General features: G+C 62.5%; 14 protein-coding genes. 6 read left to right on the top strand and 8 right to left on the bottom strand.

Annotated features, from left to right (window positions below; all coding sequences use genetic code 11):
* Positions 1-50: 50 nt before the first annotated feature.
* The 5 genes from NKH03_RS26310 to NKH03_RS26290 are packed head-to-tail and all read left to right on the top strand — an operon-like array spanning position 51 to position 4,671.
* A complete protein-coding gene (locus tag NKH03_RS26310; protein WP_352881302.1) occupies positions 51-1,025 on the top strand; it encodes an ABC transporter substrate-binding protein in 975 nt (324 codons plus the stop codon).
* 24 nt (positions 1,026-1,049) lie between these two features.
* Positions 1,050-1,925, top strand: coding sequence for an ABC transporter permease subunit (locus NKH03_RS26305; protein WP_352971504.1), 876 nt, complete (start codon positions 1,050-1,052; stop codon positions 1,923-1,925).
* A complete protein-coding gene (locus NKH03_RS26300; protein WP_352971502.1) occupies positions 1,898-2,689 on the top strand; it encodes an ABC transporter ATP-binding protein in 792 nt (263 codons plus the stop codon). The genes NKH03_RS26305 and NKH03_RS26300 overlap by 28 nt, the downstream gene beginning before the upstream one ends.
* 12 nt (positions 2,690-2,701) lie before the next feature.
* Positions 2,702-4,291 (top strand): FAD-dependent oxidoreductase, encoded by a 1,590-nt coding sequence (locus NKH03_RS26295; RefSeq protein ID WP_352881306.1) that lies wholly within the window; start codon positions 2,702-2,704, stop codon positions 4,289-4,291.
* Positions 4,288-4,671, top strand: a complete 384-nt coding sequence (locus tag NKH03_RS26290) for a 4Fe-4S binding protein (protein WP_352881308.1) — start codon at positions 4,288-4,290, stop codon at positions 4,669-4,671. The genes NKH03_RS26295 and NKH03_RS26290 overlap by 4 nt, the downstream gene beginning before the upstream one ends.
* Positions 4,672-4,797: 126 nt before the next feature.
* On the opposite strand, the gene ocd is transcribed toward NKH03_RS26290, so the two are convergent.
* Positions 4,798-5,853: an ornithine cyclodeaminase gene (gene ocd / locus NKH03_RS26285; protein ID WP_352881310.1), complete on the bottom strand. Its 1,056-nt coding sequence runs from the start codon at positions 5,851-5,853 to the stop codon at positions 4,798-4,800.
* A 2-nt stretch (positions 5,854-5,855) separates the two neighbouring features.
* Positions 5,856-6,788 carry an arginase gene (rocF, locus tag NKH03_RS26280; RefSeq protein WP_352881312.1) on the bottom strand — a complete coding sequence of 311 codons (933 nt, stop codon included), beginning with the start codon at positions 6,786-6,788 and terminating at the stop codon, positions 5,856-5,858.
* A gap of 135 nt (positions 6,789-6,923) precedes the next feature.
* On the opposite strand from rocF, the gene NKH03_RS26275 reads away from it, so the two are divergent.
* Positions 6,924-7,364, top strand: coding sequence for an Lrp/AsnC family transcriptional regulator (locus NKH03_RS26275; protein ID WP_352881314.1), 441 nt, complete (start codon positions 6,924-6,926; stop codon positions 7,362-7,364).
* Positions 7,365-7,373: 9 nt separating this feature from the next.
* Here the strand turns inward: NKH03_RS26275 and NKH03_RS26270 are convergent, their stop codons facing one another.
* Genes NKH03_RS26270 through NKH03_RS26245 form a run of 6 tightly spaced genes read right to left on the bottom strand, consistent with a single transcriptional unit; the run spans position 7,374 to position 12,511 of the window.
* The gene (locus tag NKH03_RS26270) at positions 7,374-8,153 is read right to left on the bottom strand and encodes an ABC transporter ATP-binding protein (protein WP_502913561.1); all 780 of its coding nucleotides are present in this window, start codon (positions 8,151-8,153) and stop codon (positions 7,374-7,376) included.
* Positions 8,150-8,869: an ABC transporter permease gene (locus tag NKH03_RS26265; protein WP_352881383.1), complete on the bottom strand. Its 720-nt coding sequence runs from the start codon at positions 8,867-8,869 to the stop codon at positions 8,150-8,152. Before NKH03_RS26265 ends, NKH03_RS26270 begins: the two co-directional genes overlap by 4 nt.
* Positions 8,869-9,579, bottom strand: coding sequence for an ABC transporter permease (locus NKH03_RS26260; RefSeq protein WP_352881317.1), 711 nt, complete (start codon positions 9,577-9,579; stop codon positions 8,869-8,871). The genes NKH03_RS26265 and NKH03_RS26260 overlap by 1 nt, the downstream gene beginning before the upstream one ends.
* Complete coding sequence (locus NKH03_RS26255; protein ID WP_352971500.1) at positions 9,579-10,760, bottom strand: NAD(P)/FAD-dependent oxidoreductase; 1,182 nt, start codon at positions 10,758-10,760, stop codon at positions 9,579-9,581. Before NKH03_RS26255 ends, NKH03_RS26260 begins: the two co-directional genes overlap by 1 nt.
* Positions 10,761-10,766: 6 nt before the next feature.
* On the bottom strand, positions 10,767-12,215 hold the full coding sequence (locus NKH03_RS26250; RefSeq protein WP_352971498.1) for an FAD/NAD(P)-dependent oxidoreductase: 1,449 nt from the start codon (positions 12,213-12,215) through the stop codon (positions 10,767-10,769).
* A complete protein-coding gene (locus NKH03_RS26245; protein WP_352881321.1) occupies positions 12,212-12,511 on the bottom strand; it encodes a (2Fe-2S)-binding protein in 300 nt (99 codons plus the stop codon). The genes NKH03_RS26250 and NKH03_RS26245 overlap by 4 nt, the downstream gene beginning before the upstream one ends.
* Positions 12,512-12,572: the final 61 nt, after the last annotated feature.

Below are 12,572 nucleotides of genomic sequence, written 5' to 3'. Positions count from 1 at the left end.
CTGCCGTCCCCCCAGCAAATTCCTCCCACAAGCTGAAAGTGAACCCTCCCATGACCGCCATCTCCCGTCGCACATTCAGCCTCCTCGTTGGCGGGCTAGCAGCCGTCGCGACCCTCTTAACGCTGCCGGCTCTCGCCGCCGAAGACCTGAGCAAGGTCGTTCTGCGCGTCGGCGACCAGACCGGCGCGACCCGCGCCAAGCTGGAAGCGGCTGGTCTCCTCAAGGACGTGCCTTATCACATCGAATGGTCTGTCTATCCGGCCGCCGTCAACCTGCACGAGGCGCTCAAGGCCGACGCCGTCGACATCGGCCAGGCGGCGGATTCTCCAACCGTCAGCGCGATTGCAGGCGGCTCCAAGATCAAGGTCGTCGCCAATTTCTCGAATGGCGGGCTCGGCAGTTCGCTGATCGTTCCGGCCGGCAGCACGATCAAGACGATCCAGGATCTCAAGGGCAAGACCATCTCGCCGACGACCCGCGGCAGTGTTGCTCACTATTTGACACTCGGCGTGTTGAAGAGAGCCGGGCTGACCACCAGTGATGTGAAACTCGCCTTCCTCACGCCGGCCGACGCGAGCGCCGCCTTTCAGTCTGGCAGCATCGATGCCTGGGGCACGTGGGGCATCTACCTGGCGCGCTCGGTCGGCACGCTGAAAGCGACTGTGCTGATCGACGGGCCGGGCATCAACACCGGAAACTTCGTGCTGAGCGCGACCGACGGCGCGCTTGCCGACCCCGGCAAGGCTGCCGCGATCGCCGATTTCTCCGACCGCATCGAGCGCGGCTACAAATGGTCGCTCGAAAACAAGGGTGCGTTCATCGATTTCTATGCGGGCTTCACTAAGCAGGACAAAGCCCTTGTCGAAAATATCTATCCGATAGAAGCCGCATACAAGCGCACGCCCATCGACGACACATTCGTCGCCTCGCTGCAGAACGTGTTTGACACGTGGAAAGAGGCCGGCGTGCTAACCGGCTCGCTCGACCTCCGCGACTACGTCTATCGCGGCCTTCCGATCAACTGAGGCAGATTTGAGGAACAAAGGTCGATGAACTCGATCGCGACGATCACCATCGCACCAAGCGCCGCCGAAAGACATGTGCCTGGTGAACCGGCAGGGTTGGCCAGGCAACGCATCGAGCCGGCCTCGGCTTCCGCGCGCAGCCTGCCGCGCTGGGTGAGGCGGGCATCCGGACCAATCGCTCTTGTTCTGCTTTGGCATATTGCCTCGCTGACGGGCGCTTTGCCTGGTGAAGTCTTGGCTGGTCCGTCCACGGTGATCTCCAGCGCCGTCAAGCTATTCCAGACAGGCGAATTGCAGGCAGCGATATGGGTATCTCTCGTCCGTGTGCTGATTGGCCTGGCAATCGGCGGTACGGTCGGGGTGGCGCTCGCTGTGCTGGCGGGGCTGTTCCGGATCGGTGAAGATCTCATCGACGCGACGATGCAGATGGCGCGCACGCTGCCCCATGTCGCGCTGATTCCGCTGCTCATCATCTGGTCTGGCATCGGCGAAGCGCCAAAGATCGCGCTGATCGCTCTGGGCACCGCTTTCCCGCTCTACCTCAACGTTTATGCCGGCATTCGCAACGTGGATTCGACGCTGATCGAGGCCGGTCGCACGCTCGGGCTTTCACGCGCGGCAATGATACGGCATGTCGTGCTGCCGGGTGCGCTGCCGAACGCACTGGTTGGTCTTCGCTATTCGCTCGGCGTTGCGTGGCTGTCGCTCGTCTTCGGCGAGCAGATCAATGCCACGGCCGGCATCGGCTATCTCATGGCCACGGCTCGCGAGTTCTTCCAGACCGACGTCATCGTGGTCTGCCTCGTCGTCTACGCACTGCTTGGGCTTGCGGTCGATTTCACGGTCAGAACTCTAGAAAAGGTGTTCCTCGCATGGCGGCCAGCGTTCAGCGGAACTTGACAGTGGTCGAGACGGATGCGCCTGTGCGCGTATCCGAACGGCCGAAGGTTGCAGGACAGGCGGTCAGGGTTCGTGGCCTCACGCGTCGCTTCGACGAGCGCGAGGTGTTGAAGAGCCTCGACGTCGACATCGCGCCGGGCGAGTTCGTGGCGCTTCTCGGCGCCAGCGGCTGCGGCAAGAGCACGCTGCTGCGCATCCTCGCTGATCTCGACCGCGAAATCATCGGTGAGGTCGAGGTGCCGGTCCGCCGCGCCGTCGCGTTCCAGGCGCCGCGCCTGATGCCATGGAAGAAGGTGTGGCGCAACGTCGTGCTCGGCCTGCCGGGGCGGCCTGACAGGGCGCGCGCGCTGGCCGCGCTCGAGGAGGTTGGCATCGGCCATCGCGCCGACGCCTGGCCGAAAGTTCTGTCCGGCGGCGAGGCGCAACGCACCTCGCTCGCACGCGCGCTGGTCCGCGAGCCCGACTTGCTGCTGCTCGACGAACCTTTCGCCGCGCTTGATGCGCTGACGCGCATCAAGGCGCAGGACCTGGTAGGCGAACTCTGGGAACGGCATGGCTGCGCCATTCTTCTGGTCACGCATGACGTGGAGGAGGCGGTGCTTCTCGCCGACCGGGTCCTTGTGATGAAAGACGGCATCATCGCGCACGAGGAGCGGATCGACCTGCCGCGCCCGCGCGACGTCGCCGATCCGGTCTTTGGCAGAACACGCGGCAGCCTTCTCGACTGGCTGGGGGTGCGACATGGAACTCACGGCAATGCCTGAAGGTCTTGGACGATGAGCCGGTCGCCGGAAGAGACGCTTGGATTGACCGCTGACGTGCTTGTTGTCGGCGGAGGTCTTGCCGGAACCTGGGCGGCGTCTGCCGCGCGTCGAGCCGGCGCTTCCGTCATCCTAGTGGATAAGGGTCATTGCGGCACCAGTGGCGTAACCGCGACTGCGGGACCGGGGCATTGGTGGGTGCCTCCCGATCCTGCGGAACTCCGCGAGACCACGATCCTCAACCGACTGAAGACCGGCTTTGGCCTCAACGATCCGGAATGGATGGCGCGCGTTCTGGCGCTCACTTGGGAAAGCCTGCCGACCCTCGAGGGCTTGTACGACTTTTCCACGGACGAGAATGGCGTGAAGCAGTATCGCGCCTTGCGCGGCCCGGAATACATGCGCGCCCTGCGCAAGCTGGTGGACGGTCTTGGCGTGACCGTTCTCGACCACAGCCCGGCGCTGGAATTGCTCCAACGTGCCGACGGCTCGGTGTCAGGCGCGCGCGGCATCCGGCGACAGGCGGGCGGGGACTGGCAGGTCAATGCCGGCGCTGTGGTGATGGCCACCGGTGGCACGTCGTTCCTGTCGCGCCTGCTTGGCTCGCACACCAATACAGGCGACGGCTATCTGATGGCGGCGGAAGCTGGCGCCGAACTCTCCGGGATGGAGTTCACGACCTACTATACGGTCGCGCCGGTACGCTCCACGATGACGCGCTCCATGTCCTACGCCTTCGCCACTTATTACGACGAGGACGGCGCGGTGATCCCGATGCCGCCAGGCCCGGATACAACGCGGCCACTGGCGCGTGCCATGTTGAAGGGACGCGTGTTCTGCGACCTCGCTCGCACGCCCGAGGACATCCGTGCTCAGGTGCCGACGATTTCGCCGAACTTCATGTTGCCGTTCCGGCGGTGGGGCATCGACCCCTATAAGGATCGGTTCGAAGTGACCTTGCATGGGGAAGGGACGATCCGCGGGATCGGCGGGCTCCGCATTGTCGGCGAGGATTGCGTGACCTCTGTTCCGGGCCTCTATGCCGCTGGCGATACGGCGACTCGCGAACTCGTTGCGGGCGCGATTTCGGGAGGCGGCAACATCAATTCGGCTTGGGCGGTGTCGTCTGGTCAATGGGCCGGAAGGGGTGCGGCGCGCTTTGCCGCGGAAAATCCTGCCGCGCCGGGCGCAAGACCCATCGGGCAGGCGGGCCTGCGTCCGGCCACCGTGCCGAGCGATGTCGATCTCGGTGCGGCGCAGTCCGCCATACAGGGCGAGATGCTACCTTACGACAAGAACGTCTTCCGCAGCGGTCACGCGCTGAAACGTTCGGCCGAAACGCTCGACGCCGCCTGGGCGGAGTTCGATGCGCGCGCCCGCGGCGTCGGCGATGCGCTGCTGAGAACTCGGGAGACCGCGGCCATGCTGGCCACGGCGCGCTGGTGTGTCGCGTCGGCTCTGGCACGCGACGAAAGCCGCGGCATGCACCAACGCGAGGACCGGCCGCAGACCGATCCCCGTTTCAACCGGCGCATTCTCGTCGGCGGCCTGGACAAGGTCTGGACAAGGTCCGACTACGGCCGCGCATTGGAACTCGCATCATGATCGAACTCGTCATCGCCGAGCGTTGCACGGGCTGCAACGCCTGTGTCGAAGTCTGCCCGACCAACGTGTTCGAAGTGGCAACCGGCGGCTTGCCGCGCATCGCCCGGCAGGCGGACTGCCAGACCTGCTTTATGTGCGAACTCTATTGCCGGGAAGACGCGATCTATGTCGCCCCGGACTGCGAAGCCCCTACCCTAGTCGACAGCGACGTGATCGTGGCCTCCGGTCTGCTCGGCGAGTTCCGCCGCAACCACGGCTGGGACGAGTGGGCAGCCGATTCGCGCTATACTAACGAACATTGGCGGATGGAGAGCGTGTTCCTGCGCGCACGGGATATGGCGATCTCCGAGGCGGCGGCGAAACGGAAGGATGGAAACTAGCCGTCGGGCAAGTGAGGATCGTGCGACCTGACGACGGGAGTGTTTGATGATTTTGGCTGAAGGTGTAGTGCAACCGAGGCGAGGCAGTAAGAACTTGCCCCGGAGGCAGCTTTCGGGCGAGCTTCCTCAAGCCGCCGGCTGCATGGCCGCCCTCAGCAGCATACCGAATAAATCGCGCGGTTCGTCGGGATCGGCGAGCAGGTCGAGTTCCTCGTAGAGGCCGGTCGCCTGCAACTGGTCGCGCACATAGCGCAGCGCCGAAAAATCCTCGATGGCGAAGCCGACTGAATCGAACAGCGTGATCTGCTTGGCGTCCTGGCGGCCTTGCACCTTGGCGGTGATCACTTGCCAGAGTTCGGTCACGGGATGGTTGGGATCGAGCTGCTGGATCTCGCCCTCGATGCGTGTCTGTGGCGGGAACTCGACGAAAATGTCGGAGCGCAACAGGATGTCCTTGTGCAGTTCGGTCTTGCCGGGGCAATCGCCGCCGACGGCGTTGATGTGGACGCCGGAGCCGACCATGTTGTCGGTGAGAATTGTGGCGCACTGCTTATCGGCGGTAACCGTCGTGATGATCCCGGCACCTTCAACCGCTTCCTGCCCGGTTTCGCAGATGGTGATGTCGAAGCCCATGCCAGCCAGGTTCAGCGCGCATTTCAGCGAGGCCGAGCGGTCGATGTCATAGAGCCTGAGCCGGTCGACGCCGGTAAGCGCCTTGAAGGCGATCGCCTGGAATTCCGACTGGGCGCCGTTACCGATGATGGCCATGGTGCGCGCGCCGCTTGGCGCCAGATACTTGGCCGCGACAGCAGACGTGGCGGCGGTGCGCAGCGCGGTCAGGATGGTCATTTCGGTCAGCAACATCGGGTAGCCGCTGCCGACGTCGGCGAGCACGCCGAAGGCAGTGACCGTCTGCAAACCCTGGCGCATGTTCTTCGGATGGCCGTTGACGTATTTGAAGCCATAGAGGCGCCCATCGCTGGTCGGCATCAGCTCGATGACGCCATCGTGGCTGTGCGAGGCGATGCGAGGCGTCTTGTCGAAAAGTTCCCAGCGACGGAAGTCTTCCTCGATGTAGCTGGCGAGTTCGGTCAGGAAGCGCTCGACCCCGATAGCAATCACCAACTTCATCATGCGATCGACGCTGACGAAGGGGACGATGTTCAGCTTTGCCGTGGTCATTATCAAAAGCTCCCGGAATGGCTGCGGGTGGGGCGGTCCATGATACGGCGGCCCATCAGGCTCGCCGTCAGGTCGACCATAAGCGTCGCGGTGCGGCCGCGCTCGTCGAGGAAGGGATTGAGTTCAACCAGATCGAGGCTGGTGACCAAACCGCTGTCGGACAGCATCTCCATCACCAGATGCGCCTCGCGGAAGGTGGCGCCGCCGGGAACCGTGGTGCCGACCGCCGGCGCAATTGACGGGTCGAGGAAGTCGACGTCGAGACTGACATGTAGCAGCCCGCCTTCCGCCGACACGCGCGCCAGGAAGGCGCGCAGCAGCGGCGCGATGCCATGCTCGTCGATGGCGCGCATGTCGTGCACGGTCACGCCCGCCTGGTTGAGCGCGCTGCGCTCGGCCGGGTCGACGCTGCGCAGGCCCATGGTGCAGATACGCTTGGGATCGACCGCTGCCGGCAGATCCGGAAAATAGCCGCTAAAACCCGGCTGGCCGCTGGCGTAAGCGAGCGGAACACCGTGCAGATTGCCGCTGGCGGTGGTGTCGAGCGTGTGGAAGTCCGGATGCGCGTCGAGCCACAGCACGAACAGCGGACGCCCGGTTTGGGCAGCGCGGCGGGCGAGGCCCGACACGGTCCCGGCCGAGATCGAATGGTCGCCGCCGAGAAAGATCGGCATGGCGTCGTCGCTCGCGGCGTAGGCAGCTTCGGCAATGGCGTATGTCCAGGCCGATATCTCGGGCAAGGCCTTCAGCGCCAGGTTGCCATGTATGACGTGCCTCACCGGAATTGCCTGGACGGCGCCCATATCCTCGACAGCGTGACCGAGGCCGGACAGCATCTCAACAAGGCCGGCGGTCCTCAGCGCACTCGGCCCCATTTCGCATCCCATTCTGCCAGCGCCGTCCTGCACCGGCGCCCCGACGATTTTGCAACGCATTGTTTTTTCCGCGGCCCAAGTTTCGAATGATCGCGAGAAGATCATGGCGAGCCGGCGATCTGAACAGGCAAAATTGGCAATTCGGGAAGCGTGGTTTATCGTAATGGCACCCAAACTGATCAAAATGGTACCCCGATGGATTCGCTCGACGAACGGCTTGTGACCTTGCTTCGGCATGACGCTCGGCGCAGCGTGTCGGATCTCGCCGTCAATCTCGGCGTCTCGCGCGCCACGGTCAGGGCACGTATGGAGCGGCTGGAACGGTCCGGCGACATCATCGGCTACACGGTGGTGCTGCGCGCGGACGCGGTTGATCAGCGCATCCGCGGTATCATGCTGATTGAGATTGAGGGCCATGCCGCCGACCGCGTGGTCCGGGCGCTGGGTGGCTTTCCGGAAGTCTCGACCATCCATACCACCAATGGCCGCTGGGATCTGGTCGTCGAACTTGGGACCGCATCACTGACGGATTTCGATGCGGTGCTGCGGCGCATCCGACTCATTGCCGGCATAACAGGCAGCGAAACCAGTTTGCTCCTGGCGACGCCGCGCACGACCCGAGCGCGACTGACCTAACGGTGGCGCTTAGCCGTTGCTGCCGGCCAGAAACTGACGGAAGCGCTCCGATCGGCTGGCAGTGAATAGCTCGCCTGACGGTCCTTCATCCTCGACCAGCCCCTTATGCAGGAATACGACCTTGCTGGAGACATCTCTGGCGAAACCCATCTCGTGGGTTACGATGAGCATCGTCCTGCCTTCCTCGGCAAGCGCGCGCATGACACGCAAGACTTCGCCGACAAGTTCGGGATCGAGCGCCGAGGTCGGCTCGTCGAACAGCATAACTTTGGGCCGCTGGGTAAGCGCCCGCGCAATGGCCGCACGTTGCTGCTGGCCGCCGGACAGGTGGGCCGGATAGTGGTTGCGCTTATCGGCAATCCCGACCTTGACCAGCATCGCCTCCGCCTCTTCCACGCATGCCGCGCGAGGACGTTTCTGGACGTGGATGGGCGCCTCGATCAGGTTCTCGAGGATCGTCATGTGCGACCAAAGATTGAACCCTTGAAACACCATGCCGACGCGAGCGCGTATTGCTTGGAGCTGCCGCAAGTCGGCCGGGCGCGTCTTGCCGCCCTTTTTCTCGAGCAGGATTGTTTCGCCCCCGACCTCTATGCGCCCTTCATCCGGAACCTCCAGCATGTTGATGCAGCGCAACATCGTTGATTTTCCCGATCCGGAAGAACCAAGGATGGAGACCACGTCTCCCTCCCTGGCCTCCAGGGAGATGCCCTTCAGAACCTCCAGATTGCCGAAACGTTTACGGAGCCCGGTCACGCTGACGGCCGGTTGATGCGGGTTTGTCATCATGCACCTCTGTGCAGGGCGTCGGCGGACACCGGTGGCAGTCTCAAATGACCAGTCAGACCGTAGTCAGCCCACTGAAGAAGCCGCGTGACGAGGAAATTGATCAGGAGGTAGATGGCCCCCGCGACAACAAGAATTTCGATGGCGCGGAAAGACTGGGAGATGAGTTTGGCGGCAAGGCCCGTCACCTCCATCAACGTGATGATCGATGCCAGCGACGTCGCCTTGACCATGAGGATGAACTCATTGCCGTATGCTGGCAGTGCCTGACGCAGGGCAAGGGGAAAGACGATCCGTCGGTACAGCACGGTCGTGCGCATGCCACAGGCGCGTGCCGCTTCGATCTGGCCTGGCGGCACCGACAGCAGAGCGCCACGAATAACCTCGCTCGAATAGGCAGCCGTGTTCAGGCTCAGGGCAATGAGGGCGCACCAGTATGGTTCGCGCAGGATCGGCCAAAGAAAGCTCGTCCTGATAGCATGAAACTGTCCGAGCCCATGGTAGATAAGGAATATCTGGACAAGGAGCGGGGTAGACCGGAACACGAAGACATAAAACCGGGTTGGCCAGGCCAGCATGAAGATTCCGGACAAGCGCGCTAGAGCAAGGGCGACTGCCAGTACAGTTCCGAGCGCCACCGACGAAACCGCCAGTTTGAGCGTCAGTGGGACCCCTGTCAGGAGCGTCAGCAGCGTCTCGTACAGGAAGGAGAAGTCCATCATACTGGCCTCGTTCCACGCGTGAGGCGCCATTCGGTCCGCCGTAGGAGCCATCCCGAGATCGACGAGATCACCAGATACAAAACAGCAGCGGCAAGGAAGAAGGTGAACGGCTGGCCAGTGGAACCGGCGCCGATTTGCGCCGTCCGCAGAATTTCCACGAGGCCAGTGACAGAGACAAGCGCGGACTCCTTCAGCACCAGTTGCCAGACATTGCCGAGGCCCGGCAGCGCGTGCCGGAGCACCAGTGGGGCCACGATCCTGCGAAACAGTGTCAGCTGCGACATGCCGCTTGCTATCGCCGCCTCGATCTCGCCTGACGAGACCGCCCGATACGCCCCGCGCATGACCTCCGTCTGATAGGCGCCCGATACCAGGCCGATGGCAAGCGAACCAGCCAGGAAACCGGGTAAGCTTATGAAGCCAGATGCTCCAAACAAACCGCCCAGCGGCGTCAGCACGGCACTCGAGCCAAAATAGAACAGATAGATCACGAGCAGATCGGGTATGCCGCGAAGGATCGTCGTATAGGCGTCGGCAAGGCCCCGGGATAAGTAACCACCCTTGAGCTTTGCCCAGGCGCCTGTCGTACCAATCAGCAGGCCTATCCCGAACCCTGTCAGTGCCACCGCCATGGTCATTACGGCCCCATGAAGTAGCAAAGGCCCCCAGCCATTCTCGCCAAACCCAAGTAGGAAGCCGGAGCCCATCACCCTGTGGCTCCCTGCTGCTCGTGCTGCGCGGCATGAATTGCCCCAGAGGCGATCGCACCGTTCGAAAATCGGGCGGGACTGAAAGCTGCAATTGAGAACGCGCTTTTGCCGTCGGCGATCATCTCGGAGATGACTGAACCCACGATCGGTCCAAGTTGAAATCCATGACCGGAAAAGCCGAACACATGCCAGAAGTTTTTGGCGACGGAGCTTGCACCGATGATCGGAAGGATGTCGGGCGTAACTGCCTCCAGCCCTGCCCATGTTCGAACGATGGTCGCCTGACGCAGAATCGGGAAAAAATCCCAGACTGTTCGCGCACTTTCGACCATGCGGTCAGCCACGGTCAGCGTGGTTCCGGCATCGAGGTCCGGCTCGCCAAGAACGCCGCCGCCGATGACCACCGTGCCGACTTCCGTCTGCTTCAGGGATAGCTTGCGGTCGATGCCGATGACGACGGGATCGAGAAAGCGCTGTATGCGCGAGGTTACCATAAGGGTCAGCGCGAGATGCGTGCTTGGCAATTGTTCGCCGATCATCCCTGCGATCTGCCACGCCCACGCACCACCACAATTGACGACAATGTCCGCATGCATCTGGCCTCGTGTTGTATCGAGCTGCCATTTCGAACCAGCTTCCGCCACATCGGTCACACAGGTGTGCTCATAGAAACGGGCGCCAAGCTGCTCTGCCCTGGCACGGAAGGCCTGTGTCGAGCGAAACGGATTGGCGTGGCCGTCGCGACGGGAAACAATGCCGCCAATACACATGTCTGATAGTGTCGGGACCAGTCGCCTGACACCCTTGGCATCGAGCATTTCCTCCAAATCGTAACCCAACGCCTTCATCTCGGCGGTCCGCTGCTCGCACCAGGCGAGTTCCGAGGCGCTTGCCGCCACCCCCACCTGTCCGACGCGGCTGATAAATTCGCAGGTTTCAGCCAAGTGCGATCCGAGCAGCCTGTCCAGGTTTTCCCAGATATCCATCGCTGCGATCGACAGCGGGATTTCAGCGACGTCCCGCATCAATTGCCTGACGCCACCGGCATTTACGCCCGAGGCATGGCGGCCCACGATATTCTTTTCCAGCACGATCGGCTTGAAACCCTGCTGCGCCAGATGAAGCGCGATGGAGCAACCGTGCAGGCCTCCGCCGATGATGATGACGTCTGTTTGCATGGTCCCCTAGACTCTCTGGCTGGGATCGCCCGAACTGGCAGACAGTTCAGGGTCGCATTCGGCATTCTGCAGATGAGCCAGTTGATCGAGTGGCAGTGGTTTGACCGGAATGCGGAGCCGGAAATAGCCGACATCCTTCATCGAGAGGCCGCGGTGCTCAGCCAGGATTCGCGCGATCGTCTGGCCACACATGCGGCCCTGGCATTGCCCCATTCCGCATCGGCTTTGAGATTTGAGCTGATCGAGTTCGACAAAGCCCTGGCCGTCGATCAGTTTTCTGATCTCCCCAGCGGAGACCTCTTCGCAGCGGCAGACGATGTCAGCGTCGGCCGGAGTCCTGATCGCCTCAGAAGGAGAATAGAGGTGGTCGAGAAGGCTGCGCAGGCCTACCTGACGGGCGAGCGCCTGCTTGTCCCCGGTTGCCAGCCGGTCTCGTTCCTTCATCGATATCAGCCCAAGTCGAAACGCTGTTTCCAGCGCGGCAAGTCGCCCGGAATGTGGCGCGGCCTTTGCACCTCGGGTACCCGCTCCATCGCCAGCAACGGCGATACTCTCATGGCTGGTGGTGCCCCATTGATCGACAACCGGTGCCCAGGCCACTTGCGCCTCATCCCATCGATGTGCGCACCGCAGGCTCGCGGTCAACTGGATGTTCGGGATCACGCCCTCGTGCAGAAGAAGAGCTGACGCATCCACTCGATGGCGCTGTCCTCGGCTTTGAAACGTGACCGCTTCCAGTCGGTCCCGGCCTTCAGCTCGGATGTCACTTGCATGGAATACTGGAACGCCGGAGGATTTGATCGCTCGGATCCACTTCAACCCGTCAAGCAGATCGCCGGCGCCAGCACGCACTTGTGACAGAAGCCGGATTTTCGAAAACCACGACGTGGGTTTCTGCGTCTGAAGGATTGCCCGCAAAGGTGCACTAGCAGCAAGCAGTTGCAGAGCGATGAGATAGACAAGCGGTCCAGAGCCGGCGAGAACCGTGTCTTCATCCGGTACGATGCCGGCGGCTTTCATCAAGGTCTGGACGGCGCCTGCCGTCATAACCCCCGGCAGCGTCCATCCCGGCACGGGCACCGACCGCTCGGCAGCCCCAGTTGCGATCAGCACGCGGTCGGCTTTGAGAAGATAGGCCTGCCCAGATTGTGAAACACCGATCTTGCCGCTCGGCGTGACCTGCCAAACCGAACTCGAAGGCTCGTAGCGAACTCCACTTTGGCGGAAGCCCTCTACCAGCGCGTTTCCCTGTCCATAATGCTTTCCCAGGATTTTCAGCAGGCGCCAGGAAGAGCGGCTGACCGCTTCGATGTTGCGATAGGCTTGGCCGCCTGGAGTGGGCTGCTCGTCAAGAAGCACGGTATCGATGCCGAGGCCTGCGGCAAGTGTGGCGGCCGCCAGGCCCGCTGGACCACCGCCAATGACCGCAAACTGGCATGTTCTTGGCAATGTCATTTGTCTTCCAATCTGCCTGTGCCCAACTGAGACCGAACGATCATTCCGTCGGCAACAATCGACAGGCACGCTTGACGGTCCGACTTTCCGTCGATTTCCACCAGGCAATCGAAGCAGTTTCCAATCATGCAGAAGGGCAAGCGCGGCGATCCCGAAACGGGTGTCGTTCGGAAGTGATCGACGCCAGCAGCAAGCAATGCGGCGGCGACACTTTCTCCGGCCTGGCATGAAATCGCCTGACCATCGAAGACGATCGTCGCCGTCGACGGCACTTCGTTGAGTCGTCGAAATTTCATAGCGCATTTCTTCTCGAGTTCGGTTGTCGCTAGAGCCTGAGCCCGCGCTGCGAATGAAGCC

The organism is Mesorhizobium sp. M1406, assembly GCF_040317555.1.
Classification (GTDB): domain Bacteria; phylum Pseudomonadota; class Alphaproteobacteria; order Rhizobiales; family Rhizobiaceae; genus Mesorhizobium.
The sequence above is the reverse complement of the archived record's forward strand: the minus strand, read 5'-3'. Positions and strand labels throughout refer to the sequence as shown.

Coding starts and splice junctions, on each gene's coding strand:
- NKH03_RS26310 (WP_352881302.1), top strand. CDS start 51: ATGACCGCCATCTCCCGTCGCACATTCAGCCTCCTCGTTGGCGGGCTA.
- NKH03_RS26305 (WP_352971504.1), top strand. CDS start 1,050: ATGAACTCGATCGCGACGATCACCATCGCACCAAGCGCCGCCGAAAGA.
- NKH03_RS26300 (WP_352971502.1), top strand. CDS start 1,898: ATGGCGGCCAGCGTTCAGCGGAACTTGACAGTGGTCGAGACGGATGCG.
- NKH03_RS26295 (WP_352881306.1), top strand. CDS start 2,702: ATGAGCCGGTCGCCGGAAGAGACGCTTGGATTGACCGCTGACGTGCTT.
- NKH03_RS26290 (WP_352881308.1), top strand. CDS start 4,288: ATGATCGAACTCGTCATCGCCGAGCGTTGCACGGGCTGCAACGCCTGT.
- ocd (WP_352881310.1), bottom strand. CDS start 5,853: ATGACCACGGCAAAGCTGAACATCGTCCCCTTCGTCAGCGTCGATCGC.
- rocF (WP_352881312.1), bottom strand. CDS start 6,788: ATGCGTTGCAAAATCGTCGGGGCGCCGGTGCAGGACGGCGCTGGCAGA.
- NKH03_RS26275 (WP_352881314.1), top strand. CDS start 6,924: ATGGATTCGCTCGACGAACGGCTTGTGACCTTGCTTCGGCATGACGCT.
- NKH03_RS26270 (WP_502913561.1), bottom strand. CDS start 8,153: ATGATGACAAACCCGCATCAACCGGCCGTCAGCGTGACCGGGCTCCGT.
- NKH03_RS26265 (WP_352881383.1), bottom strand. CDS start 8,869: ATGGACTTCTCCTTCCTGTACGAGACGCTGCTGACGCTCCTGACAGGG.
- NKH03_RS26260 (WP_352881317.1), bottom strand. CDS start 9,579: ATGGGCTCCGGCTTCCTACTTGGGTTTGGCGAGAATGGCTGGGGGCCT.
- NKH03_RS26255 (WP_352971500.1), bottom strand. CDS start 10,760: ATGCAAACAGACGTCATCATCATCGGCGGAGGCCTGCACGGTTGCTCC.
- NKH03_RS26250 (WP_352971498.1), bottom strand. CDS start 12,215: ATGACATTGCCAAGAACATGCCAGTTTGCGGTCATTGGCGGTGGTCCA.
- NKH03_RS26245 (WP_352881321.1), bottom strand. CDS start 12,511: ATGAAATTTCGACGACTCAACGAAGTGCCGTCGACGGCGACGATCGTC.